Below are 24,880 nucleotides of genomic sequence, written 5' to 3' on the forward strand. Positions count from 1 at the left end.
CAGTTCTCTGGTGCGCGGGTGGCGGGCGGTGAGGTCCATCGTTGAGAACGCCCTGTCGTGGATGCGCAGCGCGAGACGGTCGCGGTGGAACCCTGGAGATTCCCTGCTTTCCTGCGCTGATTCGTGTCCTGTGAACAACAGTCATCGCAGGTGGCAGGGCGTCTCCAGGGTGGATCCAGGCTCAGTGGGCCATCACGGGCTCGCCCTCGGACGGCTCCAGAGCCCGATTCGGCAGCAGGAACGCCGCGAGCACCGCACCGACCACGAAGAACCCGGAGCCCCACGCCAGGGTGGCCGTGTAGCCCTCGACCCCGGCCTGCGCCGCGGCCAGCGCGCCGGGCTTGTGCGAAGTCAGGTAATCGGTCGCGGCCGACGAGGCGACGGTGGTCAGCAGCGCCGTACTGATCGAGCCGCCCACCTGCTGACCGGTGTTGATCAGCGCCGAGGCGACGCCCGTGTCCTCGTGGCGCAGGCCTGAGGTCGCCCCCTGGAACGCGGTGGTCATCACCGCGCCGATGCCGAGGCCCAGCAGGATCAGGCCGGGCATGATGTGGGCGGCGTAGGTGCTGTCCAGTTCGAGCCGGGTCAGCAGGGCCATACCGGCTGCGGCGACCAGGAAGCCGGCGCTGACGACGATCTTCGGGCCGACCCTGGGCAGCACCAGCGAAGGCATCGTGGTCGACGAAGCGACGACGGCCGCGACCATCGGCAGGAACGCCAGACCGGTCTTGATCGGCGAGTAGCCGAGGCTGGCCGCGAAGTAGTAGGTCAGGAACAGGAAGATCGAGAACATCCCCATGCCCAGGACGAACACCGCCATGAACGAACCACCGCGGGTCCGGTCCAGCACGACGCGCAGTGGCAGCAGCGGATGCGCGACCCTGGACTGCAGCCATACGAACACCGCGAGCAGCACCACGCCGACGATCATGGAGCCGAGGGCGACCGGGTTGGTCCAGCTGGTGGACTCGACGTGCGCGAACCCGTAGACGACGGCGAACAGCGCGGCGCTCACCACGACGATGCCAGGAATATCGAGTTTGGGCTTCTTGGTGATCATGGGCTTGGCCAGCAGCATCAAGGCGCCGATCAGGGCGGGGGCCGCGAAGGCGACGTTCACGTACATCACCCAGCGCCAGGAGGCCCATTCGGTGAGCATGCCGCCGAGCAGCAGCCCGATCGCGCCGCCCGCACCGCCCAGCGCACTGAAGATACCGAAGGCCTTCGCCCTTTCGGACTTCTCGGTGAAGGTCACACTGAGCAGTGAGAGCGCCGCGGGCGCGAGCACTGCGGCGAAGAGGCCTTGGGCAACACGTGCCGCGACGAAGATCTCGAAGCTGCCGGCCGAGCCGCCGACGACGGACGCGGCCCCGAAACCTGCCAAGCCGATCACGAAGAGGGTACGTCGGCCCAACAGGTCACCGAGTCGGCCGCCGAGCAGCAGCAGGCTGCCGAACGCCAGGGCGTAACCCGTGATGACCCACTGCCGGCTGCCGTCGCTGAAGCCGAGATCTTGCTGCGCCTCGGGCAGCGCGATGTTCACGACGGTCGCATCGAGCATGACCATGAGCTGTGCCATGCCTATGACGGCCAGCACCCACCAGCGCACGGCATGTGAGCCGCGAAGGCCCGAGTCTTTCTTTCCGGAGGCGGGCGCCCCGCGGTCGATGCTGGTACTCATTTTTTCCCTTGCTTGCTGGGCATGGCTGAAAGCCGTCTGGAATCTGATTGGTTTCCTCACCGGTCAAGGTGAGGTGAGTGGGTGACGGGCTGAGATCTCAGGGCTTCGAGATCATCGTTGTGGCCGCTTTGGGGCTTGTCTCGGCGATCGCCTGGAGGGCCGCGTCGGTGTCCGCGGTGGCCAGCATCCTGTTGATGTCGGCGCCGGCGAGTGCGCCGGCCGCTGCGGAGGCCCCGACCTGGGCGACCAGATCGGTGGCGTTGCCGGCCACCCCACACACCCGGCACCTCGGTGGTGCCGGCCGGGCCGGAGGCGAAGCCGCGGCCCGTCGGCAGGTCCTGCACCGGCAGGCCCAGGCCTTCCAGGCCCTTTGTGCGGGCCTGCATCGGCGCGGCGACCGCGAGGACGCGGCGGGCCACGACCTGGCCGTCGGCCAGGCGCACCCCGGCGAGGGCACCGCCGGTGTCGTTGACGACCTCGGTGACCGGGGTGTCGATGACGCGGATGCCGCGGGCGGCGAAGCGGGCGCGGCTGTCCTCGTCCAGGTCGGTGCCGCGGGTGAAGTAGGTCAGGTCCTCGGTCAGCTGACGGAACAGATACGCGTGGTTGATGGAGGCGGGGCCGGTGGCGAGGATGCCGATGGGCTCGTCGCGCACCTCCCAGCCGTGGCAGTACGGGCAGTGCACCACACTGTGTCCCCAGTGCTCGGCGAGCCCGGGCACCTGTGGCAGCACATCCGTGAGGCCGGTGGCCACCAGGATGCGGCGGGCGGTGATGTGGCGGCCGTCGGCCAGGGTGACGGTGAACCGCAGGTCCCCGTCCGCCGACGGGGCGGCGGACTCGGCCGAGACCACCTCGCCGGACACGACGCGTCCGCCGTACTGGCGCACCTGCTCCCGGCCCCGTCGAAGGAGTTCGGACGGCGGGGTGCCGTCCAGGGCGAGGAGACCGTGCACGGCCTTGGCGGGCGCGTTGCGCGGGGAGCCGCTGTCGATCACGACGACCGAGCGGCGGGAACGGGCGAGGATCAGTGCGCCGTTCAGCCCCGCGGCGCCCCCGCCGATCACCACCGCGTCGACGGTCCCCTCGGCCAGAGCGTCGCTCGCGTACAAAGGAGTCGCCACAGCCATGGCCTCCTGCCTTTCCTTGTCCGTCATGGTTGGGTCAACCCTTCGAGTTCTGGGTGGTTGGAGGGGGGTCAGCTGTTCAGGAAGCCCACGATGTGGTCGGCGACCGTCTTGGGCTGTTCGAGGTGCAGGAAGTGCCCTGCGCCGGGTACGACGACGCGTTCGAGGCCGTTCGTGTACAGGTCGTCCATGCCGTCGCTCAACTCCACGGACATGCAGTTGTCGTCGGCCCCGTGGAGGTAGAGCGAGGGGACGGTGAGGGCGCCGAAGACCCGGGCTTGCAGGGCTTGGGTCGCCTCGTCCGCGGGGGGCGTGAACAACTGGCGGTAGTAGCCCAGGACCTCGGTCAGGACTCCTGGAGCACCCAGGGTTTCCTTGAGCGCGGCACGCTCCGCGTCCGGCAGCTCGTAGCCGGGCGACCATTCCCGCCAGAGCCGGTCGATGAAGGCGAAGTCGTCGAGTTCGATGGCCGCCTCGGCCATGGCTGTCTGGAAGAAGAACATGTACCAGCTGAGTCGCTGCTGGTCACCGTCGGTGACCAATGCGTTCAGCAGTTGACGGCCAGGGGGACCCGCCATGGTGACAAGCTTGCGGACACGTCTCGGGTCGAGGCTCGTCGCCGCGTACGCCGCCGCGGCTCCGAAGTCGTGGCCGATGAGATCCGCCTGCTCGCGCCCAAGTGCTTCGATGAGGGCGAGGACGTCCTGGCCGGTCGTGGCAATGCGGTAGGAGCCGTCGGGGGCCGCGCCGCCGGGCCAGTATCCGCGCTGTGCGGGCGCGACCGCCCAGTACCCTTCCTGCGCAAGGCGGTCGAGGATCCCTGTCCAGCTGGCGGCATGGTCGGGAAACCCGTGGAGGCACACAACGAGCGGCCCGCTGCCGGCCTCAAGGATCGGGACCTCCAGTCCGCCCGCCTGAACCGTCCGATGACGGATGCGGTCGCTCGCCTGGGACCCCCTGGCCGGGGAGTCCTCGCCAAAGGGCGGTCGCTGGGTCGTCTGTGTCATGAGTTCAACCTCCAAGCCGCCTTCGCGGCGTCGCGGTCCGGCAAGCCCGGACCAGGTAGCAAGTAAGCGGCGTAGGTGATCGCGTACGCGCTGAGCACCACGCTCAGGTTCGACAGCGAGGACTCGTGGATACCGCGGCCGATGTAGGACAGCCCGACGTTCGTGATGTACAGATCCAGTACGGCGATGAAACTCGCCGTCGCGAGGATCGCGAGGACCAGACCGGGCCTTGCCGGCCTGGAAGGCGTCGCAACGCCGGGCGGCGCGGAGGAGTTCAAAGGCATGGGTTGCCCTCGATCGCGCCAGACGTGCACGCAGCCTGTTTGGTGAGCTCAGGACGTTGTGTACTGAACAGTCAGAAACCTAGGCGGTTCTGTACTGAGTTGTCAAGTGCGGCAGGTCGACCCTCGCGCACCATGACGATGCCTGGAATGTCGAGTTCGGGCTTCTAGGCGATCACAGGCTTGGCCAGCAGCAGCAAGGCACCGATCAGGGCAGGGGCCGCGAAGGCCACGTTCACCTACATCACCCACCGCCACGACGCCCATTCGATGAGCATGCCGCCGAGCAACAGCCCGAACCGCTCGATGGTTTCGGGCCCGTAGATGCCGGCGAAGTCCTCGCCGAGGCGAACAGCAGAAGACCGCGCTGCCACGCTGTGATCGAGACTCAGCGTGGACCAGGTAGGGGCCGGTTTGATGCCGCATCTTCTTGAGTTGGAAGGATGCATGTCATGCCGAAGAAGGTGGATCCCGAGCTGAGGGCCCGAGCCGTCCGGCTGATGCTGTAGCACCGTGCCCAGTACCCGACCAGATACCGCGGCGGTGCTGACGGTGTCCAACAGGTCGGGGTAGGCAGAAGTCGTTGTGGCGCTGGGGCGCCGAGGCCGAGATTGACGGCGGCGAGGCGCCCAGGGTCACGACCGAGGAGAACGAGGAGATCCGCCGGCTGCGTGAGGACGTGGCGATCCTGAAGGCGGCCACAACTTTCTTCGCCGGGGAGCCCGACCCCCGCAACGGCTGGTGATCGCCTTCATCGGCGAGCAGCGTTCACCTGACGGTTCTGACCGACCGGGTTGACGGTTGCATGGCTGGTCGCCGGGCGGAGATCCGCCCCATCCCGCCGTCCGCAACAACGCCATGTCAGAGTCCGCCCCGCGCCGCCCATCCCGGTGGTCTCGCCGCGAGGGCCGAGTGATCCGCTACTCGGCCCATGCCGCGATCCGTTCCGCGATCGCCTCGGGGGCCTCGATGTGCAGGAAGTGACCGACATCGGGGACGACCTCCAGCGCGTGCGGGGCGGCGAACCGATGTCGGTCGTCGACCCGCGCGGGGAGGATGCAGCCGTCGTCGGCACCGTGGAGCTGCAGGAGGGCATCGCGATCGGTCGATGAGTGGAGTGCCGAACAGGTTCTGCGGCACAGATGAATCCTGACATCCACCACTGACAGTCCTGGTCGGCCAGGCTCAGCGCAGCGTGTCCGCCCAGTTCGCCGGCACGCGTCCCGCCGGTCCCGGCGTAGGCTGGTCGGCCGGGTGGCTAGCCGGGGGCGCCAGGGCCGGACCGGATTCGTAGAGCTCGGACGTCTCGAAGTTCCAGAACCAGGCCTCGCCCGGCTCGTAACTGCGGATCACCGGATGGCCGGTGGCCCGGAAGTGGCCGGTGGCGTGCTTGGCGGGTGAGTCGTCGCAGCAGCCGATGTGACCGCACTGGGCGCAGCGCCGCAGATGGAACCACCAGCCGCCGTCGGCGTCGCAGTCGACGCATCCGGCACCGCTGGGCGGGACGCCCGGGTCGATGCCGGTGTCCTTGGTCATGAGGGCTCCTGGGCCGGGTCGGGGACGGTATCGGGGTCGGTGGCGGTGAGAGGGAGCAGCACCTGGAAGCGGGTGTCGCCGGGTACGGACTCGACTTTCAGGTCACCATGGTGCTTGTTGACGACGATCCGCCAGGAGATGTCGAGCCCCAGCCCGGTGCCCTCGCCCACCGGCTTGGTGGTGAAGAACGGGTCGAAGATCCGGCCGCGGATCTCGGCCGGCACTCCCGGGCCCGTGTCGCGGAACTCCACCAGCAGCCGGTCGTGCACCAGAGCGGTGCGTACGGTCAACGTCCCTTCGCCGCCCGCGCCCTTGATGGCGGAGACCGCGTTGTCGATCAGGTTGGTCCACACCTGGTTCAGTTCGGCCGAGTAGGCCGGAATCCTCGGCACCGAACGGTCGTACTCCTTCACGACCTTGACCTGTGGACCGATCTTGCCCGACAGCATCAGCAGCGTGCTGTCGAGGAGTTCGTGCACATCGGCGACCTGGTAGGGCGCGCGGTCCAGCTGCGAGTACTGCTTGGCGGCGTCGACGAGGTGCGAGATACGGGTGGTGGAGTCCTCGATCTCGGACATCAACAGCTCGGCCTCGACCGTGTAGTTGAGGCACTCGATGGCACTCTGCAGGATTCCCGGCTCGTCGACGGCCGCCGCGATCTGCTCCAGCCAGTCGACGTCGAGACCGCCCTGCACGAAGGTCGGCGCGATCTGCCAGCCGTTCTGGACACCGTGGTCGTCGAGCCAGTCGGCGAGTTCGTCCTCCCGGTCGGACGCTTCGAGCGCGCTCAGTGCCGGCGCCTTGGAGACCCGCTCGGCCGTACGCTCCTGGAGGTCGACCAGGGCCTTCAGGGCGTCGCCGTGGTGGGGGCCCGAGGCGATGACGCCGAGCGTGTTGCGCATGTGCGCGACCCGGTCCCTGAGCGACGAGGTGGCCCGTACGGCCGCCGCGGCCGGGTTGTTGAGCTCATGGGTGAGACCCGCGGACAACGAGCCCAGCGCCAGCAGCCGTTCGCGCTGCCCGACGGCCCGCTGAAAGGTCTGCGAACCGAGGGTGATCCCCTCCAGGAGATGGACCGCCATCGGAAACCACTCGTGGATGAAGTTCGCGAACGATTCGGCGGGCAGGACGAAGAACCGCGTCGGCTCCGAAACCCGCAGCGAGTTCATGTACCGCTGCGGTTTCCCGTCCCAGAGGAACGCCATCACGGCCCCCGCGTACACCCCTGGCTGGGACGTGCGGCTCACCTCGATGTCGTCGGCGCCGACCCGGCGGGACATGACGACCGTGCCCTCGATCATCACGTAGAAGTCGGTCGCCGGGTCACCTTCGGTGAACACCGGCCCGGGGTCGAACAGTTCGATCCGTCCCTCGCTGCACAGCCTGCCGAGCTGCTCGGCGTTCAGCTTCTCGAAGAGGAACAGCGAGCTGATCTCCGCCGCGCTGCACGGCATCAGCCGCCCGCTCACGACTGCTCCAGATATCGGTGTACGAGCATCACGGCCATGGCTCCCTCTCCGACGGCGGAAGCGACCCGCTTGGCGGACTCCGCGCGCGCGTCCCCGGCGACGAACACGCCGGGGAGGTTGGTCTCCAGGTGATACGGCGGCCGGTCCAGCCCCCAGTCCGCCGGTGGCCGCCCGTCGGCGGTCAGGTCGGGGCCGGCCAGGATGAACCCGCGCTCGTCCCGCAGTACCGTGCCGTCCAGCCAGTCGGTCAGCGGGGCCGCGCCGATGAACACGAACAGCCACTGCGCGTCGACGAGTTCGGTCTGCCCGCTCGTCGTGTCGCGCAACGTCAGCTGTTCCAGGTGGTTGTCGCCGTGCGCTGCCTCGACGACCGTGTGGGCCCGTACAAAGATGTTCGGCGACTGGGCGATCTGCTGGATCAGGTAGTGCGACATCGACGCGGTGAGGTCCTCTCCGCGCACCAGCAGGGTGACCGACTTGGCGCCCCTGGACAGGTACATCGCCGCCTGGCCGGCCGAGTTGGCGCCGCCGACGATGTACACGTCGTGGCCCTGGCAGGCGGCGGCCTCGGTGAGCGCGGACCCGTAGAACACCCCGCGGCCCGACAACTCGTCGGCACCCGCCGCCTCCAGCCGCCGGTACGACACACCGGTCGCCAGGATCACGCTGTGCGCCGCGATCGCCGACCCGTCCGCGAACCGTACGAGCCGCGCCGCCCCGCTGCTCTCCAGGCCAGTCACCTCACGGGCGGTGAGGATCTCGGCGCCGAACTTCGTGGCCTGGCGTCGCGCCCGGTCGGTGAGCTGGCCGCCGGACACCCCGTCCGGGAAGCCCAGGTAGTTCTCGATCCGCGAACTCTGCCCGGCCTGCCCGCCGGTCGCCGACCGCTCCACGAGCACCGTGCGCAGGCCCTCCGAGGCCCCGTACACGGCCGCGCCCAGCCCGGCCGGCCCGCCGCCGATGACGACCAGGTCGTAGAAGTCGGCCGTGGGTGTCGTGGCGAGGCCCACGTGCGCGGCCAGTTCGGGCACCTCCGGCTCGACGAGCGCCGTACCGTCCGCCGTGATCACGACCGGCAGCCGCTCCCCGTCCTGGCCGCAGGCCGCGAGGAGCCGCTGCCCTTCGGGTTCCTCGGTGGAGTACCAGCGGTACGGCACCTGGTTGCGGGCCAGGAACTCCCGTACATCCGACGAGCGGGCCGACCATCGGTGCCCGACGACCTTGGTGGCGGGCACTGGGCGGTAGTCGCTGCACCGCCAGACCTCCAGGAGGTCGTCGAGGACCGGGTAGAGCTTCTCCTCCGGGGGATCCCAGGGCTTGAGCAGATAGTGGTCGAGGTCGACGACGTTGATCGCGTCGATCGCCGCGTCGGTGTCCGCGTAGGCGGTGAGCAGTACGCGGCGGGCGCCGGGATAGACGTCCATGGCGTGTTCGAGGAACTCGATGCCGTTCATCTGCGGCATCCGGTAGTCGGCCAGGAGTACCGCCACCAGATCACCGCGCAGCTTCAGCTCCCGCAGCGCGTCCAGCGCGGACTCGCCGGACTCCGCGCGCACGATCCGGTACGACTTGCCGTAGCGCCGTCGCAGGTCACGGGCGACGGCCCGGGACACCCCGGGATCGTCGTCCACGGTCATGATGACGGTCCGCGCAGCGTCCGCGGCCTGTGCCATATGTCTCCCACCCCGAGTGATCGGATCACTGCTCGGCGCGGGCTCGGTGCCGCGCCGCCTTTCAGCCATCGTATGTTCGTCGCCCTGCTTCGCTCCGGTCAGCTCCGCCGCGAGCCGAGCACCATGAACTCGGGTGCCGTGTGGCAGGTCGAAGGTGACGTGTTCGAACTCCATGTGCGTCAGCCTTCTCCAAGAGCGGTCGGACGACAGATGCTGATGCCGGCTTCGGTGTCTCTGGTTTTGGACACGTGCGACTCCTCAGGAGCCGGGTGTACTGCGGTCAGCCGGCCAGTCGGTTGAGCTTGCGGACTTGTCTGTCGAAGGCGCGCGAGGGCACGATCCGGCGTAGGAGGCTGACGCGTGCGGCCATCGAGCCGGCGGTGTAGCGGAGCTTGGGCTTGGAATCGGTGGCGGCCGCGACGATCACCTTCGCGACAACGTCCGGGTGGTCGGCGTTGCGCAAGGCCGTGGCCAGCACGTCTCGGGAGACCTCCCGCTGTGCGGCGTAGATCGGCAGGGGCGAGTCGGGTGCCATGCTGCTCGCCTCGAAACTCGTGCGTGTGTAGGTCGGCTCGACCAGCAGCATCCGGACGCCGTACTCGCGAAGCTCGTGATCGACGGACTCGGCGTAGCCCTCGACCGCATGCTTGGTGGCGGCGTAGACGGCCATGAAGGGCGCTGGGATCCGACCCAGCATCGAGGAGACGTTGACCACGCGGCCACTGCCCTGGGCGCGCATGTGGGGCAGCACTGCGTTGGTCATCCGCATCAGGCCGAAGACGTTGATGTCGAAGACCTCCTTGGCCTGGTTGATCGAGCTCTCCTCGCCGGCGCCGACCGCGCCCACGCCTGCGTTGTTGACCAGGACGTCGATCCGGCCGAACCGATCGATCACCTCCCCGACCAGGGCGCGGACCGATTCGTCGCCGGCCACGTCGAGATCGAGGAACGTCACCCCGGCGAGCGGCTCGGCCTTCGCCGCGTTGCGGCTCGTGCCGACCACCGCGAAGCCGGCGCCCACGAGGGCGAGCGCTGCCGCCCGCCCGATCCCGGAGGAGGCGCCCGTCACGAGGGCCACGGGGGAAGCTGCTGTCTGCATGGTGGTTCCTTCGGTTGTGGGCATGACCAACACGAGCCCGGGGTGGTTGTGTACTGAACAGTCAGGAACCTAGATGGTTCTGTACTGACTTGTCAAGAAGGGTGGGTCGGCTTTACCTTCGATGTATGGCCAGACCACGAAACTTCGACCCCGACCACGTCCTCCATGCCGCCGAGCGGCAGTTCCGCACCACGGGCTACAACGGCACGAGCGTCGACGACATCAGCGCCGCCACCGGCCTAGGCCGCGGCAGCCTCTACGCCGCGTTCGAAGGCAAACACGGCGTGCTGCTGCAGGCGATGACCGGCTACTTCGCCCGGCTGGGGCAGGGTCCGCGGAAGATGCTCGACGGACCGGACGAGGGCGCCCTGGAACGACTGCACGCCTACTTGCTCCGCGCCGTCCACGGGGTGCCACTCGCCCCCGACGTACCCCCCGCCCCCGACCGGACGGCCGCAGCCTGCTTCGCCGCCAAGATGGCCCTGGAGATCGGCGCCTCCGACCCCGAGGTGAAACGCCTGGCCAGCGACTGCTTCTCCGTAGTCCGGACGGCGGTGGCCGAGTGTGTGCGAGCGGCCCAGCGCAACGGCGACATCGACCCCGACGCGGATCCCGACGACCTTGCGTACCTTCTGCTGACCGTCATCCGCGGGAGCGATGTCGTAGGCGCGTACGGCCACAGTCCCGCCCGCCTGACCTCGATTGCGGAGAGCGCGTTCGCGTTGCTGCCTCGCCCGCGCCACCACTGACAAGGCCACGGCCGGCCCCATTGCACAGGCATCTGATGCGGCCGGCCCACTTCGACACCGCGGAGACACGGCCCGCAGGTTTACCCGCCGCCGGGCGGTCATCCGGGCGGCTGGCCGAAAAACTGCACCCGCATCCAGTCGAGTTGCTCCACCACATGCACGGTGTCGCCGGGCCTGAACTGCACGGTCAGTCGCCGAACGCCTCGCCGCCGGCAGACAGTGGTACTTCGGCCGCCGCTCCGCCAACTCGGACCGTGCGTGCAGGAATTCGTGCCAGTGCTCCGCCTCGGTGCCCTCGTAGAGGTGGGTGCCGTCCCCGCGGATGCGGGCAGCGGTACGGACTCCCGCTGGGCGTCGACGAGTCGGCGACCGGTCCGATCATCGCCATCCTGCGCGAGCGTCAACCTGACGTCCTGCTCACCCACGAGGCGAACGCCCCCGTACAACCGGGACCACAACCAGGCACAGGCGACCACCCTGCTGACGCGCAGGATCGCCCAGGCACAGGCGACCACCCTGCTGACGCGCAGGATCGCCCAGGCACAGGCGACCACCCCGCTGACGCGCAGGATCGCCCAGGCCCACGGCCACCACCGCGCACCCGGCCGCTCGTCACCGCCCAGGGGTTCCAGTTCGAGCCGCGCCAGCCACAGGTCTGCGAGGTTCACCCCCGACCTGCTGCCGGACATCACGCCCGTGTCCGACGTCGAGACCAAGACGACGGGCTGCACGACCGCGCAGGACCACATGGTCCGTCCGAGCTGACGGCAATGGGCTTCCCTGCCTTTCGCGAGGGGTCTCGGCGCAGGACACGGTCAAGGCCGACCCCGGCCCGTGAACGCGCCCGCCGTGGTCGCCGTGGTCACCGGCACCACCGTCCGACGCACTTGACAACTCAGTACAGAACCACCTAGGTTTCTGACTGTTCAGTACACAACCGTCCTGAGCTCACCGGACAGGCTGCGTGCACGCCTGGCGCCATCACCGTCCCGTCGCTCTACCTCCACGGGGCCGACGACAACTGCTTTTCCGTGGAGGTGAGCGACGGCATGGACGACCTGTTCACGAACGGCTTCGAACGCATCGTCATACCCGGCACAGGGCACCGGTCGCCAACCACATCCTGGGCTTCCTGAACGACTGCCCCCCTCCAACCACCCAGAACTCGAAGGGTTGACCGAACCATGACTGGCAAGGAAAGGCAGGAGGCCATGGCTGTGACGACTCCTTTCGTGGAAAAGCACCGCGGCACCGAGGCCATGCTGGCCCTCCTCGACGCGATGGACCAGATGCCGAGCGCCAGCCTGCTGCGGGCCCGCTCCTACGAGCTGCTGTCTCTTGTCCCGGGCTCGTCTGTCGTGGACGTCGGCTGCGGTGCCGGGCGGGCCGTCGCCGAGCTGGCCGAGCGTGGCGTTCACGCGGTGGGCGTGGATCCCGATCCGTGGATGCTGGCCGCGGCCCGGAAACGGTGGCCGGCGGCCGAGTTCCGGGAGGCGGGGGCGGAGGATCTGCCGTTCGCCGACGGAAGTGTGCGCGGCTACCGTGCCGACAAGGTCTTCCACGCACTTCAGGAGCCATGGCGCGCGGTGGCGGAAGCGCGGCGCGTCCTCTGCTCGGGCGGCAGGATCGTCCTGGTCGGGCAGGACTGGGACGCCATCATGGTCGACTCTGATGATGCGGCGCTCACCCGCACGATCGTGCACGCCCGCGCCGACCTCCTGGGCACGCCCCGCGCCGCCCGCCAGTACCGCAACCTGCTCCTGGACGGCGGCTTCAACGACGTCACCGTCGAGGTGCACACCAGCGTGTTCACCGATCCCGCGATGCTGTCGCTGCTCACCGGGCTCGCCGAGTCGGCCTGCATGAGCGGTGCCGTCGGCCGTGACCAGGCCGATGAGTGGCTCGCCGAACAGCACCGACGCGCCGAGGCCGACCGCTTCCTCATCGCCATTCCGTTCTTCGTGGCTGCCGCCTCCGCCTAGAGAGCAGATGGAGCACGGGCTGCGGGGATCCGCTTGACCGGGGAACGGCGACCACGCCTGCCAGGCGCTCGTGGCCGATGTGGGTTTCCTTGGCCAGCTGGGGGTGGCCCCCTTCCGTGCGAGACGCCTGGTCAAGAGGGTGATGACGGCCCAGACGATCAGGGTCTCAGTACTGGATGAGCCGTTCGTAGTCCCGGGCATGGCGGCGTGCGTGCATCATCCACGCGAGCGACCTCGACGACCCAGCGGCGGGGCAGCACGACGAAGCCAGAGGCGTCCTGGGGCGGCTGACCGGCTTGACGGTCAGGTTGTCACCGGCCCGGTCGAACGGCCGGTCAGCTCGGCGAGTTCACGGCGGGCCTCCGCCTGGTCGTCGAGTACGACGGCGACGATCCCGATCCGCACGAGCAGTGGCGCGACCTGGCGTCCGCGCCGATCGCCGACGACGTACCGGAGTCGGCGGACGGGCGCCGCGATCATGTTTTCACGCCGGCAAGGCGTTCCCGACAGGGACCAGAAGGACTGACCTGCGACATCACCTGGGACCAACTGACGGGTGCCGGGCTGCAGTTGCGGCGCCCGGCGGACGGCGGGCGGCACGTCGACGTGGGGGTCTACGGCGACTACGCCTTCGTCAACCGCGGTTACACCGCCGGCCCCGATGCCTCGGACCGCTGGCAGGAGAACCGGACGCCCTTCGACCTGTCCGCCCGCACGGTCCGCCTGCGCGTCCTCGTCGACCGCACGTCCGTCGAGATGTTCGTCGACGACGGCCGGTACGCGCACTCGACCGTGGTCTTCCCCGACCCGTCCGACACCGGGCTGGCCCTCTCACCATCGACGGGCAGGCGGTGTTCCGGAACATGGTGATCCGGGAGTTCGCGGTCTGATCCGAAGGGGGGTGGCCGGTGGGATGACCGCGACGGACGAGGTCGGCGGCGGCGCCCGGCGCGCCGGGGCTCTCGTCGAGGAACAAGCGCGAGGGCCGCACCGGGCGCGCTCGGTTCCGCGTCGGCCGAGCTTCGGGGCCATGAGGTGGGGCGGGTCCCGCGTGAGGCAGCGGCCGCTGGGGCGTGATACGGGGGCTTCGGCTCGGCGTGACAAAATGAGGGGCCGTTCGTCCGTCCGTCGATGCTGCGAGGTTCTCCGTGAGCAAGCCCGTGGCCCGCGAGCCGCAGCGCCGTAATGCGCGGTCCAACCGGGCGCGCATCCTGGCCACGGCCCGTGAGGAGCTGGGGCGGAACCCCGATGTCACGCTGGAGGAGCTGGCGCGGGCCGCCGGGGTCGTCCGGCGCACCCTCTTCGGGCACTTCCCGGGGCGGGCGGCGCTGCTGGAGGCGCTCGCCGAGGAAGCCGCCGAGACGTTGCGGAATACGGTGGAGGCCGGGACGGTGCCGGGGGAGTCGGCCGAGCGGGCGTTGGCGCGGATGGTACTCCGGATGTGGCCCGTGGGTGACCGCTACCGCATGCTGGTGGCGCTCACCCGGCGGGACCTCGGGGCCGAGCGTTTCGCCGAGGTGCTCGCGCCGGCCCGGGAGGCCGCCATCGGGATCCTGGAGCGCGGGCAGCGGGACGGCGTCTTCCACTCCCATCTGCCGCCGGCCGTGCAGAGCGCAGGCCTGATGGCGTTGATCGTAGCTCTGGTGGAGTCCGTCAACACCGGCGCGCTGGAGGACGACGGGCACCGGATCGCCACGGCCACCCTCATCGCGGCCGGCGTGCCGGAGGATCGGGCGAGCGCGGTGGTCGAGGAGGTTGCGTCGGCGATGGCTACGGCTCTTCCGGCGCACGGCACCTGATTTCTCTCCGGCCGACTCGTTCGACGAGGTGTCCCGGGCGTCGTCGCGGCGGAGGGTGACCGACTTGCCCAGAAGTGGGCGGTGAGGCCCTGCTCCGTGGTGGTGACTGAGCGCAGTCGGAGGCCGTCGGGAATGTTCCGCGGCGCGACCGGCTCGGCGAAGACCTGGCCGGGCAACGTCTCATCGGCCTCGGGCAGGGCGACGCGGCCCCGCGACCTTGAAGTCCTTGAAGGTGACACGGTTGCCGGAGGCCGCAGAGACGGTCGTCGTCGCGGTGACCTCGAAGCCGAGGGTGGTCAGGACGCGAGTGCGGATCCGGTCGGAACCGTAGCCCCGGGTCAGTTCCAGGCCCAGGGCGTCGGACAGGTCCGCGTACGACAGGAAGACGGTCGCCTCCGCCGAGCGGGCCCGGCCTCGCTGTCGTCGTCCGACTTCGTCAACCCGTCCATCCACAGGGCGAGTTCGGTCACCGGCAGCGGGCGGTCGGAGCCGTCGGCGGGTTCGTGCGAGTACGAGAACTCGCACTCCTGGTCACGGTCGTGCTCGGGGCGGGGGCGGTACATCGGCCCTCCTCCAAAGGGCTTCGGGGGACAGGGAGTTGGGGGCGGACATGCGTGAGTGCGAGTGGGGTACGGGCAAGGGGTTTCAGACGGGACTCGGGGGCGACATGGACTTCCGTACCTGATCGACCTTCGCGATGGCGGTGTCCGGGGCGACTCCGGCGGCGATGAGGGCGGCGGTGGCGGCGCCGGTGCCGTCGTCGGAGCACAGGCCGCGGTCGATGCAGTCGAGCAGGGCCACCAGTTGGGCCTCGATGGCTCGGCCGAGCGGGTCGGGCGGGACGGTGGTCTGGAAGACGCCCTGTTGGCGGCCGTGGGCGAAGACCCTCGCGGCCATGTCGCGGGCGGGGGTCAGCAGTTCGTCGACGCGTGCGCGTGCGAGGTCCTGGCCGCGGGCCAGCCGGATCAGGGTGCGGTAGCGGTCGCCGACGGGCCACACCATGAGGACGAATCGCGCCAGGTCCGCGACGGCGTCGGGGGTCGGGGCCGGGGCACCCACGACGGCGCGCCGGATCGCCTCCGCGGCCTCGGCGGCCAGGCCCTCGACGAGCGCGGCGCGGCCGGCGAAGTGGACGTACACGGTGCGCCGGGCCACACCGGCGGCACCGGCGATGTCCTCCAGGCTGCTGTCGGGGTCGCGGGTCAGTTCCCGCCGAGCCGCGTCGAGGATCCGGGCACGGGTGGCCCGCGCGTCCCGACGTTGCACCGAAGTCGAGGTCGAAGTCGGCGAGGGGGACGAAGTCGGAGTAGGAGGGGGCGGCGTCTCGTGGGGCCGGACCGGAGACCGTTTCGGCCTCGACGTCGGCGTTCGTGCTGGTCGGCTGGTCACGTCGGTACCTCGAAGGTGGGTGGAAGAAGGGAGCCATCGCGATAGTTGCACACCGAGGGGCAATAAACTAGTGTGCACATCGATGGGCAATTAAGTGCTTCCGCTCATCCGCCCCGTCCCTCTCAGGAGCTACTGATGCCCTTTCTTGCGAACACCCCCGTGGAGAAAATGACCGGGCCGTACGCGCGGCGCTGGTGGGCGCTGCTCGTGCTGTGCCTGAGCCTGCTGATCACGGTGATGGCGAACACGTCGCTGATCGTCGCCGCCCCCGACATGACCACCGACCTGGGCCTGAGCAGCAGTGATCTGCAGTGGGTCGTCGACTCCTACACCGTTCCGTACGCGGCGCTGATGCTGGTGCTGGGCGCGATCGGCGACAAGTACAGCCGGCGCGGTGCGCTGGTGGTGGGTCTGCTGGTCTTCGCCGCCGGTTCGGTGATGGGGAGCATGGTCGACGAGACCTCGCTGGTCATCGTGGCCCGCGCGATCATGGGTGTGGGTGCCGCGGTCGTGATGCCGGCCACGCTGTCCCTGGTGGTCGCGACCTTCCCCCGGAGCGAGCGGGCCAAGGCCATCACCGCCTGGGCCGCGACCTCCGGGGTGGCGGTAGCCGTCGGCCCGCTGGTCTCCGGCTGGCTGCTTGAGGACCACGCCTGGGGCTCGACCTTCCTGATCAACGTGCCGATCGCCGTCCTCGCCGTGTTCGGCGCGCTCGCCCTGGTACCGCCGTCCAAGGCGGAGGGCATGGGCCGGATCGACTACGTCGGTGGTCTGCTGTCGATCGTCACGGTCGGCTCCCTGATCTACGCCGCCATCGAGGGCCCGCACTCCGGCTGGGGCGCCGGCCCCGTCACCGCCGCCGTGGTCGCCGGTGTCGGTCTGGTCGCCTTCGTCGCCTGGGAGCTGCGGCACCCGCACCCGATGCTGGACGTCCGAAAGTTCGCGCTGCGGCCCTTCACCGGCTCGATGCTCGCGGTGATGTTCTTCTTCTTCGGCATGTTCGCCGTGATCTACTACGCGACGCAGTTCCTGCAGTTCGTCCTCGGCTACGGCGCCCTGGACACGGGCCTACGGCTGCTGCCGCTGGGCGGTGCGGTGTTCCTCGGGTCCGCGCTGACCGGGATGCTCACCCCGAAGCTGGGGGTGAAGGTGATGGTCGTGACCGGCATGGCCATCGGCACGGCGGGCATGTTCCTGCTCACCCAGATCGACAAGGGGTCGACGTACGGGGACTTCCTGGCGCCGCTGATGATGCTGGGCCTCGCGCTCGGACTGGCCATCTCCCCGGCGACCGACACGATCATGGGCTCCTTCCCCGAGTCCGAGCTGGGTGTCGGCGGCGGTGTCAACGACACCGCGCTGGAGCTGGGCGGGGCGCTGGGCATCGCGGTGCTGGGCTCGCTGCTGGGCACGGCCTACCGGGACGAGCTGACCGACCTGGTGGGCAACCGGCTCCCGGTGGAGGCGATGGAGACCGCCAAGGACTCGGTCGGCGCCGGCCTGGCCGTCGCGGAGCGGGTCGCGCAGGATCCCGCCGCCGGGCCCCAGCAGGCCCAGGCCGCCGTGGACGCCGTCCACCAGGCCTTCGCCCACGGCGTCGCCCAGACCAGCCTCATCGGCGGGATCATCATGGCCGCCGGAACACTGATCGTCCTCGCGGTCCTGCCGGGCCGGCGCGGGTTCGCGAAGCAGAGCGCCGAGCCGGGAGCCGGGACGACGGCGAGCGAGGCGGCCACTGTGCGGGAGCACACCGGGTCCACCCGCTAGACCGCCGACGGAGCGTCCACTGGATCGCCGGGGACGCGTCCACCGGCTCGCCGGGCACCGCCTCCGCCGGATCGCCCCCTGCGGACGAGGCGGCCCAAGCCCTGCAAGCCCGGGTCTTCGGCGCCCTCACCGTCCCGTCGCTCTACCTGCACGGGGCCGACGACGACTGCATGTCCGTGGAGTTGAGCGAGGGCATGGACGACCTGTACACGAACGGCCTCGAACGCGTCGTCGTACCCGGCGCAGGGCACTTCCCGCACCTCGAACAGCCCAAGACGGTCGCCGACCACATCGTGGGCTTCCTGAACAGCTGACCCCCCTCCAACCACCCAGAACTCGAAGGGTTGACCCAACCATGACGGACAAGGAAAGGCAGGAGGCCATGGCTGTGGCGACTCCTTTGTACGCGAGCGACGCTCTGGCCGAGGGGACCGTCGACGCGGTGGTGATCGGCGGGGGCGCCGCGGGGCTGAACGGCGCACTGATCCTCGCCCGTTCCCGCCGCTCGGTCGTCGTGATCGACAGCGGCTCCCCGCGCAACGCGCCTGCGGAGGCCGTACATGGCCTGCTCGCCCTGGACGGCACCCCGCCGTCCGAGATCCTTCGACGGGGCCGGGAGCAGGTGCGCCAGTACGGCGGACGCGTCATCCACGGCGAGGTGGTCTCGGCCGAGTCCGCCGCCCCGTCGGCGGACGGGGACCTGCGGTTCACCGTCACCCTGGCCGACGGCCGCCACATCACCGCCCGCCGCATCCTGGTGGCCACCGGCCTCACGGATGTGCTGCCACAGGTGCCCGGGCTCGCCGAGCACTGGGGACACAGTGTGGTGCACTGCCCGTACTGCCACGGCTGGGAGGTGCGCGACGAGCCCATCGGCATCCTCGCCACCGGCCCCGCCTCCATCAACCACGCGTATCTGTTCCGTCAGCTGACCGACGACCTGACCTACTTCACCCACGGCACCGACCTGGACGAGGACAGCCGCGCCCGCTTCGCCGCCCGCGGCATCCGCGTCATCGACACCCCGGTCACCGAGGTCGTCAACGACACCGGCGGTGCCCTCGCCGGGGTGCGCCTGGCCGACGGCCAGGTCGTGGCCCGCCGCGTCCTCGCGGTCGCCTCGCCGATGCAGGCCCGCACCCAGGGCCTGGAAGGCCTGGGCCTGCCGGTGCAGGACCTGCCGACGGGCCGCGGCTTCGCCTCCGGCATCGCCGGCACCACCGAGGTGCCGGGTGTGTGGGTGGCCGGCAACGCCACCGATCTGGTCGCCCAGGTCGGGGCCTCCGCAGCGGCCGGCGCACTGGCCGGCGCCGACATCAACAGGATGCTGGCCATCGCGGACACCGACGCGGCCCTCCAGGCGATCGCCGAGGAAAGCCCCAAAGCGGCCACACGATGATCTCGAAGCCCTGAGATCTCAGCCCGTCACCCACTCGCCTCACCTTCACCGGTGAGGAAACCCATCAGATTCCAGACGGCTTTCAGCCATGCCCAGCAAACAAGCAGCAGGAGCGTCGCGCCGAGGTCAACGCCACACTCCTCGACTTCCTCGCCCGCCTCGATGACTCCACATCCTCGGCTTCCCGAGCGGCCGACCCACCCCGAACGAGAAACCATCACGCGCTGAGAGGCAAGCCATGGTGTTCATCGTCTTCGCGCTCCTGCTCCTGGGGCTCTTCCTGGGCTCCGTCGCCCACATCCCCATACCCGTCAGCTTGATCGCCGGGGCCCTGATCGCCATCTGGCTGACCATCTTCATGGTGCGCGAACACCGATCCGGACGCAGCGAAGGAGACGCCTGACATGCAGCTGACCGCACCGGAAAAGACAACTCCGCTCACTGCAACCATAAGGACGGACCGTCGCCGGGACGCCGACAGCATGGCTGTAGCCTCCTTCATCCTCGGCCTACCGGGTCTTTTGGTGGGGAACATCTTCCTCGGCCCCACCGCCATCGTGCTGGCCACCATCGCCCTGTGGAACGGGACGAAGCGACAAGGGCGGGCCTGGTTCGGTATGGCACTGGGCATCACCGACCTAGCCGTCCTGGCGATCCTGGTCACCGCCGACGGCACCGTCTCCTGGAGCATTTGAAGACCGTCGGGCAGTTCGCGTCTGACAAATGACCAGCGTCTGCGAGTTGCAGGCCTTGTGCCGCTCGTGGTCGGCGTGTGCAGGGATGTCGGCGTACAAGTGAACGTCGCCACTTCGTACGGAGGCCATGGGGCGGCACCCGCCTTCACCGGCGAGGTGGATCTTGCACGTCAAACCGCCCCGGGACCTACCTCGTCACCGCGCCACTGCTCGGCAGGCTGGCCGACCGCCTCGGTCGCAGGCGAGTGCTCGTTGTCTCGCTCCTGCTGTTCACCCTCGCCAACTTCGCCACGGCCCTGGCGCCGAACTACCCGCTGCTTGTGGTGGCCAGAGTCGTCGCCGGAGCGGCCGCAGCCGGCACGGGACCGACGATCTACGCACTCTGCAGCGCCACAGCTCCCGCAAACCGACGGGCCACCCACCTCGCGCTCGTGGGATCCGGACTGCTCTCCGCGCTATGGGCCGGCGCCCCGCTGGGCGACGTCCTCGGCCACCACCTGGGGTGGCAGTACGTGTTCGCCGTCCTCGCCCTCGCTGCGGTATGTGCGGGGGCTACTCCGTGAGGGCGCCCATCGCGCGGTCGAGCAGCACGGCCAGTGGCACAGTGCCCTCACAGGTCACCCAGCCCGCCGATGCCGCGTCCGCGCAGGCGAGGGCGGCCGCGACCAGAGCAGTCGGCCGGGGATCCTCGGGATGATCGGGGCCGGTCCCCAGTCGGCGTGCGATCTCCGGGACCATCATTTCCTGCCAGCCCAGCTGCTTCTCGTAGTGCCGGGCGCGCAAGGACGGTGTCTCCTGAAGCATTCGCAGATAGCTGAGCGTGTGCTCGGGTGCCGCCTCGTTCATGCGCGTCATCACGTCGAACGCCCGGCGCAGCGCCTCCCACGGCCGCTCCTCGTCGGGCCGGGCGGCGAGCGTGTCGGCGATCTGGCGGCCGATCTCCTCCAGGTCGACCAGAACGATGTCCTCCTTCGTTCCGAAGTGCCGGAACAGGCTGGCGCGCGACAGCCCGGCCTCGGCGGCGATCTGGTCGACGGTCGTCCGGTCGAAGCCCTGCTCGATGAAGAGCCTGAGCGCCACCTCTGTGACTTCCGCCCGGATGGTCGCACGCATGCGCTCACGCAGCCCGGGCTTGGCGGCGGAGCGGGTGGAAGTCCCGGCGGAGTCAGTCATGCCTCAAGAATACACGACAGCTCAACTTGATACTGAGTCTCATGCAGGTGTACGGTCTCTTCATAACCCCTCGTTTCGAGTAGGAGTGTTTCCATGAGTAAGATCTGGTTCGTCACGGGATCCTCGCGTGGCTTCGGCCGTCAGTTCGCCGAGGCGGCCCTTCAGCGCGGCGACAAGGTGGCGGCGACTGCCCGCAACACCGAGTCCCTGAAGGACCTGGTCGCCGCGCACGGCGAGGCGATCCTTCCGCTGATCCTGGACGTGACGGACAAGGCCGCCGCCACCGAGGCCGTGCAGCGGGCGCACACGCACTTCGGCGGCTTGGACGTCGTCGTCAACAACGCCGGCTACGGCCTGTTCGGCGCCGTCGAGGAGCTGACCGAGCAGCAGGTCCGCGACCAGATGGAGACCAACTTCTTCGGCGCCCTGTGGGTGACCCAGGCCGCCCTGCCGCTGCTGCGCGAGCAGGGCAGCGGCCACATCGTGCAGATCTCCACCATCGGCGGCGTGACCACGTTCCCCAACCTCGGTGGCTACCACGCTTCCAAGTGGGCCCTGGAAGGACTGACCGAGTCCCTCGCCCAGGAAGTCGCCGCATTCGGGATCAAGGTCACCCTGGTCGAGCCCGGCGGCTTCGCCACCGACTGGGCCGGTGCCTCCGCCAGCTTCGCCGAGCAGCTGCCCGTCTACGACGGCGTGCGCGCGGCCGTGGCCGAGGGCTGGCGGAACATGAAGATCGGCGATCCCGCCGCGGCCGGGCCGGCGCTTTTGAAGGTCGTCGACGCCGACGCCCCGCCGCTGCGCGTCTTCTTCGGCACCGCGGGCCTGGAGTTGCTTCCCCCCGTGTATGCCGAGCGCCTCAAGACCTGGCAGGACTGGGCCGACGTCTCCACCCTGTCCCAGGGCAACCCGGCCTGAAGTAAGCAGCGGTACGCCTCTGGCCGTCGACCCGACCGGGTCTTCGACGCCCCCCGCAAGCGCGCTTTTGATGCGCCGCGACCACAACCACAGCGGATGCAAGGAAGAACCCTCATGACCAACGACAGCACCCGCCCCAAGGCACTCATCGTCGTCTCGTCCGGGTCACAGCTGCCGCTGACCAAGCCGGAAGGGGGCAGCATCACCATCGGCTGGTTCCTCGTCGAGCTGGCCGCCGTTCTCGCCCAGTACGAGGACACTCACGACTTCGTTCTCGCGACGCCGGACGGCAAGGTCCCCACGCTCGACATCAACGGCATGGCGCTCGGCATGCACGGCGGCGCCAGCCTCGGCCCGGACAGCATGCGCGTAGCCATGCAGAACGAGCAGTACAGCGTCGAAGAGGTGCGCGAGAAGAACCCCGAGCTGGTCGCCCGCCGTGACGCCGAGCTCGCCCTCCTGCGCCGCCACCTCGGCCGGATGCCGGTCTCCCCGAACCTGCCGAACACCGACAAGGAGGGCGGCTCCATCCGTGAGGACCTCGTCGCCAGCCTGGAGGCCTTGCCGGAGCACAAGTGGTACTCCATCGAGGAACTGCTCGCCCGGCACCGCGACGCAGCGGACGACTTCTCGCTCGCCGGCTTCGACTTCATGCACGCGCCGGGCGGCCACGCACCGATGATCGACTTCCACGACAACCCGTTGGTCGGCGAGCTGCTCCACCAGCTGCGGGAGAACGACGTCCCGATCTCGCTGATCTGCCACGCGCCCGTCGCGATGACGTCTGCCAAGTACCGTGTCGACGCCAACGGCAAGGTGAGCGTCAACGAGGACCACGCGTTCAAGGGCGCCCACATCACCACCGTGCCCGAGCACGGCGAGCTGCAGATCCTCGACGGCGGCTACCCGAAGATCCTCGGCGAGGAGACCCGTCTGGCCTTCTTCGTCGACGTGGCGCTCAAGGACGCCGACTACGAGGTCGACGTGACCGAGAACATGGCCGAGGTTCTGGTCATCCGGGACGACACCCACGGCGTCCTGACCGGCAACGGGCCACATGCCGTCGACGAGCAGACCGCGCGCCTGAACGAAATCGTGCAGAGCCGCAAGAACGCGGCCGCACTAGCCTGACAAGCGCCCTGGCCGGTTGCGTGTCGACCAGTGCGGGCGGAGATCAGGTGACCCTTCGAGTGATGGGCTGGGTGCCCATCGGCCCGAGGGGCCACGACGCCCACCCAAGGGAAGCAACCTCTGTCGACGTGCGGCGACGACGGCCTCGATGTGGCGCTCACACAGAGGCGCCGGCGTCGTACGGAACCTCGTACCCGGCGGTCCCGGGTGTCCGGCGCGGGGGTCAGCCGAGCAGCCCGTCGCGCACCGTCACGGGAGTGCAGGTCGGAGTGGCAGACACCGCTGGCCCGCAGCCGGACCCGCACCTCGCCCGGGCGAGGATCGCCCAGTGAAGCACCGTACGGGTCGCGCCGAGCCGGTGCGCCAGTTCGAGCTTCTCCGGCGACGCGCCGGCGACGTGGAGGAGGGACTCACCGCCATCCGGGAGAAGCGCGAGCCGAAGCTCGGCGCGGATTTCATAGCTGGCGACGTGACCGCGCCCGGCATTGCCGACGCGCTGGTGCAGGAGACCGTAACGCGGTTCGGCCGGATCGACATCCTCGTCAACAATGCCGGCATCGTGCACAGCGGCACGGTGCTCGAGACTTCCGATGATGACTTCGCCCAGATCATGGCGGTGAATGTAGTGGCGGTGTTCCGCTTCTCTCGCGCCGCCGTGCGTCACATGATCGCGCAGTTTGATGCCGATGGACGCGGCGGTGCCGTCGTCAACATCGCCTCCGACTGGGCCTTTGTCGCCGGACGCGGCGAGCTCGCCTATTGCACCTCGAAAGGCGCCGTGGTGCAGATGACCCGGGCGCTTGCCATAGACCATGCGCGCCAGGGGATCCGTGTGAATGCCGTCGCCCCCGGCGATGTAGAGACGCCGATGCTGCTTTCCGGCATCGCCGACCGCGGCAAGAGTGCAGCCGAAGGCTTGCGTGAGAACGGTGACAGGATCCCCATGGGCAGGGTCGGCCGACCGGCCGAGATTGCCTCCGCCGTCGCCTTCCTCGCCGGTGACGAAGCGAGTTTCGTCACCGGTACAACGCTAATGGTAGATGGCGGCAACACAGCGATCTGAATCTTCAGAATGTGCGGCCACAGCGGTTGCAGGCTTGCCGACCGCGACCGCGCCGAAGACGTCCTCGTGGCGAAGCTGCACGGTTCCACCTCGTCGGATGGACCCTTTTAGGCACTTCCGAGCTGAGCGTGTACGCGGGGCTGGCGGGTCACGTCAATGCGTCGCAGAGTCTCCGACGGGGTTCGGGCGCGTCCTTCTGCGCTGGCCCACATCGAGCATCTCGGCGGATGCTCGACGCGCTGACATGGGGCTCCACGCGCAAGGTCCTGCTGAGCCTCGCGGACCAGGTCTAACGCGAACGGCGACACAGCCTGGTTCGCACCAGCGAAATGTGAGCCCCGGCCTGCGGGCAGCGCATGAGGCGGCTACCTCCACCCACAAGGGGCGGCCTGTCAGGCCAGGCGACCCGAGGCGGCAGCAAGCAGCCCCACAAGCTGACACAGGGAGCAGAACGGTCCAACCGCCCTCGGCGCCTGCTCCCTCAACGCCCGCCAGTCATGCGCTGCGAGCCACAGGCACGGCAGGTCAGAGGCACTCCAGCTCGCCTTCCTGCCCTCCTGTCCCTATACAGAGGACTCTCGCCGACGCGCATCCGCTACGCTATGACTGGTCAGCCGTTGGTACGTCGCGTTGTCTGCTCAGGTGACTCTGCGGAGAGCGTCGCACCACATCTGACCAGCGGGCTTGTGCTCCTCGTCGAAGATCCACACCCTGGATTTTCAACAAGGTTTTCTACAAGCCCCCGCCTTCGTAGCTCAGGGGATAGAGCACCGCTCTCCTAAAGCGGGTGTCGCAGGTTCGAATCCTGCCGGGGGCACAACGCGTTACGGCTCTGACCTGGGGTTTCTCCCCCGGGGCGGGGTCCTATTCGGCCTCGGACTCCTCGTCCGGGGCCGTTTGCGTGAGCGGACGGATCGCCAGGCTCCGGTATTTCTGCTTAAA

27 protein-coding genes, 1 tRNA gene and 3 pseudogenes are annotated in these 24,880 nt (G+C 69.2%); 16 read left to right on the top strand and 15 right to left on the bottom strand.

Annotated features, from left to right (window positions below; genetic code table 11):
- Window positions 1-181: 181 nt before the first annotated feature.
- The 5 genes and pseudogenes from QF027_RS20765 to QF027_RS20785 form a co-directional block, all read right to left on the bottom strand.
- Window positions 182-1,681 carry an MFS transporter gene (locus QF027_RS20765; protein WP_307076178.1) on the bottom strand — a complete coding sequence of 500 codons (1,500 nt, stop codon included), beginning with the start codon at window positions 1,679-1,681 and terminating at the stop codon, window positions 182-184.
- A gap of 97 nt (window positions 1,682-1,778) precedes the next feature.
- A pseudogene (locus QF027_RS20770) lies at window positions 1,779-2,811 on the bottom strand (NAD(P)/FAD-dependent oxidoreductase).
- 68 nt (window positions 2,812-2,879) lie between these two features.
- Entirely contained in the window at window positions 2,880-3,815 is a 936-nt protein-coding gene (locus QF027_RS20775; protein ID WP_307076180.1) for an alpha/beta fold hydrolase, read from the bottom strand.
- Entirely contained in the window at window positions 3,812-4,099 is a 288-nt protein-coding gene (locus QF027_RS20780; RefSeq protein ID WP_307076182.1) for a hypothetical protein, read from the bottom strand. Before QF027_RS20780 ends, QF027_RS20775 begins: the two co-directional genes overlap by 4 nt.
- 236 nt (window positions 4,100-4,335) lie before the next feature.
- Window positions 4,336-4,656, bottom strand: a complete 321-nt coding sequence (locus tag QF027_RS20785) for a hypothetical protein (RefSeq protein ID WP_307076184.1) — start codon at window positions 4,654-4,656, stop codon at window positions 4,336-4,338.
- Between the two features lie 23 nt (window positions 4,657-4,679).
- On the opposite strand from QF027_RS20785, the gene QF027_RS20790 reads away from it, so the two are divergent.
- Window positions 4,680-4,841 (top strand): hypothetical protein, encoded by a 162-nt coding sequence (locus QF027_RS20790; RefSeq protein ID WP_307076186.1) that lies wholly within the window; start codon window positions 4,680-4,682, stop codon window positions 4,839-4,841.
- A gap of 175 nt (window positions 4,842-5,016) precedes the next feature.
- Here QF027_RS20790 and QF027_RS20795 read toward each other — a convergent pair whose 3' ends face one another.
- The 5 genes from QF027_RS20795 to QF027_RS20815 form a co-directional block, all read right to left on the bottom strand.
- Window positions 5,017-5,256 (bottom strand): alpha/beta fold hydrolase, encoded by a 240-nt coding sequence (locus tag QF027_RS20795; RefSeq protein ID WP_307076188.1) that lies wholly within the window; start codon window positions 5,254-5,256, stop codon window positions 5,017-5,019.
- A 25-nt stretch (window positions 5,257-5,281) separates the two neighbouring features.
- The gene (locus tag QF027_RS20800) at window positions 5,282-5,632 is read right to left on the bottom strand and encodes a UBP-type zinc finger domain-containing protein (protein WP_307076190.1); all 351 of its coding nucleotides are present in this window, start codon (window positions 5,630-5,632) and stop codon (window positions 5,282-5,284) included.
- Window positions 5,629-7,086, bottom strand: a complete 1,458-nt coding sequence (locus tag QF027_RS20805) for an ATP-binding protein (RefSeq protein ID WP_373432502.1) — start codon at window positions 7,084-7,086, stop codon at window positions 5,629-5,631. Before QF027_RS20805 ends, QF027_RS20800 begins: the two co-directional genes overlap by 4 nt.
- A gap of 11 nt (window positions 7,087-7,097) precedes the next feature.
- Window positions 7,098-8,774, bottom strand: a complete 1,677-nt coding sequence (locus tag QF027_RS20810; RefSeq protein WP_307076194.1) for an FAD-dependent oxidoreductase — start codon at window positions 8,772-8,774, stop codon at window positions 7,098-7,100.
- 280 nt (window positions 8,775-9,054) lie between these two features.
- The gene (locus tag QF027_RS20815; protein WP_307076196.1) at window positions 9,055-9,873 is read right to left on the bottom strand and encodes an oxidoreductase; all 819 of its coding nucleotides are present in this window, start codon (window positions 9,871-9,873) and stop codon (window positions 9,055-9,057) included.
- Window positions 9,874-9,998: 125 nt separating this feature from the next.
- Between QF027_RS20815 and QF027_RS20820 the strand changes: the two genes are divergently transcribed.
- The 3 genes from QF027_RS20820 (at window position 9,999) to QF027_RS20830 (ending at window position 12,604) form a co-directional block, all read left to right on the top strand.
- Window positions 9,999-10,622, top strand: a complete 624-nt coding sequence (locus QF027_RS20820; RefSeq protein ID WP_307076198.1) for a TetR/AcrR family transcriptional regulator — start codon at window positions 9,999-10,001, stop codon at window positions 10,620-10,622.
- A 270-nt stretch (window positions 10,623-10,892) separates the two neighbouring features.
- Window positions 10,893-11,387: a hypothetical protein gene (locus QF027_RS20825; protein WP_307076200.1), complete on the top strand. Its 495-nt coding sequence runs from the start codon at window positions 10,893-10,895 to the stop codon at window positions 11,385-11,387.
- Between the two features lie 494 nt (window positions 11,388-11,881).
- On the top strand, window positions 11,882-12,604 hold the full coding sequence (locus tag QF027_RS20830) for a methyltransferase domain-containing protein (protein WP_307082438.1): 723 nt from the start codon (window positions 11,882-11,884) through the stop codon (window positions 12,602-12,604).
- Window positions 12,605-12,667: 63 nt separating this feature from the next.
- On the opposite strand, the pseudogene QF027_RS20835 reads toward QF027_RS20830, so the two are convergent.
- Together QF027_RS20835 and QF027_RS20840 are read right to left on the bottom strand one after the other, a co-directional pair.
- Window positions 12,668-12,914 (bottom strand): annotated as a pseudogene (locus tag QF027_RS20835) (IS5-like element IS4811 family transposase); the annotation flags it as partial.
- Window positions 12,908-13,084 (bottom strand): hypothetical protein, encoded by a 177-nt coding sequence (locus tag QF027_RS20840; protein WP_307076202.1) that lies wholly within the window; start codon window positions 13,082-13,084, stop codon window positions 12,908-12,910. The gene QF027_RS20840 and the pseudogene QF027_RS20835, both read right to left, overlap by 7 nt.
- 42 nt (window positions 13,085-13,126) lie before the next feature.
- On the opposite strand from QF027_RS20840, the pseudogene QF027_RS20845 reads away from it, so the two are divergent.
- Together QF027_RS20845 and QF027_RS20850 are read left to right on the top strand one after the other, a co-directional pair.
- Window positions 13,127-13,494: pseudogene (locus QF027_RS20845) on the top strand (GH32 C-terminal domain-containing protein); the annotation flags it as partial.
- Between the two features lie 258 nt (window positions 13,495-13,752).
- Entirely contained in the window at window positions 13,753-14,403 is a 651-nt protein-coding gene (locus QF027_RS20850; protein WP_307076204.1) for a TetR/AcrR family transcriptional regulator, read from the top strand.
- 180 nt (window positions 14,404-14,583) lie between these two features.
- On the opposite strand, the gene QF027_RS20855 is transcribed toward QF027_RS20850, so the two are convergent.
- Window positions 14,584-14,856, bottom strand: coding sequence for a hypothetical protein (locus QF027_RS20855; RefSeq protein WP_307076206.1), 273 nt, complete (start codon window positions 14,854-14,856; stop codon window positions 14,584-14,586).
- Window positions 14,857-15,048: 192 nt separating this feature from the next.
- Entirely contained in the window at window positions 15,049-15,669 is a 621-nt protein-coding gene (locus QF027_RS20860; protein WP_307076208.1) for a TetR/AcrR family transcriptional regulator, read from the bottom strand.
- A gap of 258 nt (window positions 15,670-15,927) precedes the next feature.
- Here QF027_RS20860 and QF027_RS20865 point away from each other — a divergent pair, with 258 nt between their 5' ends.
- The 6 genes from QF027_RS20865 (at window position 15,928) to QF027_RS20890 (ending at window position 20,216) form a co-directional block, all read left to right on the top strand.
- Window positions 15,928-17,559, top strand: a complete 1,632-nt coding sequence (locus tag QF027_RS20865) for an MFS transporter (protein WP_307076210.1) — start codon at window positions 15,928-15,930, stop codon at window positions 17,557-17,559.
- 170 nt (window positions 17,560-17,729) lie between these two features.
- Window positions 17,730-17,873 (top strand): alpha/beta fold hydrolase, encoded by a 144-nt coding sequence (locus QF027_RS20870; protein WP_307076212.1) that lies wholly within the window; start codon window positions 17,730-17,732, stop codon window positions 17,871-17,873.
- A 68-nt stretch (window positions 17,874-17,941) separates the two neighbouring features.
- The gene (locus QF027_RS20875) at window positions 17,942-18,958 is read left to right on the top strand and encodes an NAD(P)/FAD-dependent oxidoreductase (RefSeq protein ID WP_307082440.1); all 1,017 of its coding nucleotides are present in this window, start codon (window positions 17,942-17,944) and stop codon (window positions 18,956-18,958) included.
- 238 nt (window positions 18,959-19,196) lie between these two features.
- Entirely contained in the window at window positions 19,197-19,361 is a 165-nt protein-coding gene (locus QF027_RS20880) for a hypothetical protein (RefSeq protein WP_307076214.1), read from the top strand.
- Between the two features lies 1 nt (window position 19,362).
- Entirely contained in the window at window positions 19,363-19,653 is a 291-nt protein-coding gene (locus QF027_RS20885) for a DUF4190 domain-containing protein (RefSeq protein WP_307076216.1), read from the top strand.
- Window positions 19,654-19,859: 206 nt separating this feature from the next.
- Complete coding sequence (locus QF027_RS20890; protein WP_373432503.1) at window positions 19,860-20,216, top strand: MFS transporter; 357 nt, start codon at window positions 19,860-19,862, stop codon at window positions 20,214-20,216.
- On the opposite strand, the gene QF027_RS20895 is transcribed toward QF027_RS20890, so the two are convergent.
- Entirely contained in the window at window positions 20,206-20,826 is a 621-nt protein-coding gene (locus tag QF027_RS20895; protein ID WP_307076221.1) for a TetR/AcrR family transcriptional regulator, read from the bottom strand. The genes QF027_RS20890 and QF027_RS20895 overlap by 11 nt on opposite strands.
- A gap of 93 nt (window positions 20,827-20,919) precedes the next feature.
- On the opposite strand from QF027_RS20895, the gene QF027_RS20900 reads away from it, so the two are divergent.
- The 4 genes from QF027_RS20900 (at window position 20,920) to QF027_RS20915 (ending at window position 24,755) form a co-directional block, all read left to right on the top strand.
- Window positions 20,920-21,744, top strand: coding sequence for an SDR family oxidoreductase (locus QF027_RS20900; RefSeq protein ID WP_307076223.1), 825 nt, complete (start codon window positions 20,920-20,922; stop codon window positions 21,742-21,744).
- A 114-nt stretch (window positions 21,745-21,858) separates the two neighbouring features.
- Window positions 21,859-22,875, top strand: a complete 1,017-nt coding sequence (locus tag QF027_RS20905) for a hypothetical protein (protein WP_307076225.1) — start codon at window positions 21,859-21,861, stop codon at window positions 22,873-22,875.
- 328 nt (window positions 22,876-23,203) lie between these two features.
- A complete protein-coding gene (locus QF027_RS20910; protein WP_307076227.1) occupies window positions 23,204-23,938 on the top strand; it encodes an SDR family NAD(P)-dependent oxidoreductase in 735 nt (244 codons plus the stop codon).
- 744 nt (window positions 23,939-24,682) lie between these two features.
- Window positions 24,683-24,755 (top strand) — tRNA-Arg (locus QF027_RS20915).
- The last annotated feature ends 125 nt before the right edge of the window (window positions 24,756-24,880 follow it).

The sequence above is a fragment of the Streptomyces canus genome, from assembly GCF_030816965.1.
GTDB lineage: Bacteria > Actinomycetota > Actinomycetes > Streptomycetales > Streptomycetaceae > Streptomyces > Streptomyces canus_E.

Coding starts and splice junctions, on each gene's coding strand:
- QF027_RS20885 (WP_307076216.1), top strand. CDS start 19,363: ATGCAGCTGACCGCACCGGAAAAGACAACTCCGCTCACTGCAACCATA.
- QF027_RS20840 (WP_307076202.1), bottom strand. CDS start 13,084: ATGATCGCGGCGCCCGTCCGCCGACTCCGGTACGTCGTCGGCGATCGG.
- QF027_RS20905 (WP_307076225.1), top strand. CDS start 21,859: ATGACCAACGACAGCACCCGCCCCAAGGCACTCATCGTCGTCTCGTCC.
- QF027_RS20805 (WP_373432502.1), bottom strand. CDS start 7,086: ATGCCGTGCAGCGCGGCGGAGATCAGCTCGCTGTTCCTCTTCGAGAAG.
- QF027_RS20875 (WP_307082440.1), top strand. CDS start 17,942: ATGGCTGTGGCGACTCCTTTGTACGCGAGCGACGCTCTGGCCGAGGGG.
- QF027_RS20870 (WP_307076212.1), top strand. CDS start 17,730: ATGTCCGTGGAGTTGAGCGAGGGCATGGACGACCTGTACACGAACGGC.
- QF027_RS20820 (WP_307076198.1), top strand. CDS start 9,999: ATGGCCAGACCACGAAACTTCGACCCCGACCACGTCCTCCATGCCGCC.
- QF027_RS20880 (WP_307076214.1), top strand. CDS start 19,197: ATGGTGTTCATCGTCTTCGCGCTCCTGCTCCTGGGGCTCTTCCTGGGC.
- QF027_RS20815 (WP_307076196.1), bottom strand. CDS start 9,873: ATGCAGACAGCAGCTTCCCCCGTGGCCCTCGTGACGGGCGCCTCCTCC.
- QF027_RS20895 (WP_307076221.1), bottom strand. CDS start 20,826: ATGACTGACTCCGCCGGGACTTCCACCCGCTCCGCCGCCAAGCCCGGG.
- QF027_RS20900 (WP_307076223.1), top strand. CDS start 20,920: ATGAGTAAGATCTGGTTCGTCACGGGATCCTCGCGTGGCTTCGGCCGT.
- QF027_RS20775 (WP_307076180.1), bottom strand. CDS start 3,815: ATGACACAGACGACCCAGCGACCGCCCTTTGGCGAGGACTCCCCGGCC.
- QF027_RS20780 (WP_307076182.1), bottom strand. CDS start 4,099: ATGCCTTTGAACTCCTCCGCGCCGCCCGGCGTTGCGACGCCTTCCAGG.
- QF027_RS20810 (WP_307076194.1), bottom strand. CDS start 8,774: ATGGCACAGGCCGCGGACGCTGCGCGGACCGTCATCATGACCGTGGAC.
- QF027_RS20765 (WP_307076178.1), bottom strand. CDS start 1,681: ATGAGTACCAGCATCGACCGCGGGGCGCCCGCCTCCGGAAAGAAAGAC.
- QF027_RS20830 (WP_307082438.1), top strand. CDS start 11,882: ATGCTGGCCCTCCTCGACGCGATGGACCAGATGCCGAGCGCCAGCCTG.
- QF027_RS20865 (WP_307076210.1), top strand. CDS start 15,928: ATGCCCTTTCTTGCGAACACCCCCGTGGAGAAAATGACCGGGCCGTAC.
- QF027_RS20800 (WP_307076190.1), bottom strand. CDS start 5,632: ATGACCAAGGACACCGGCATCGACCCGGGCGTCCCGCCCAGCGGTGCC.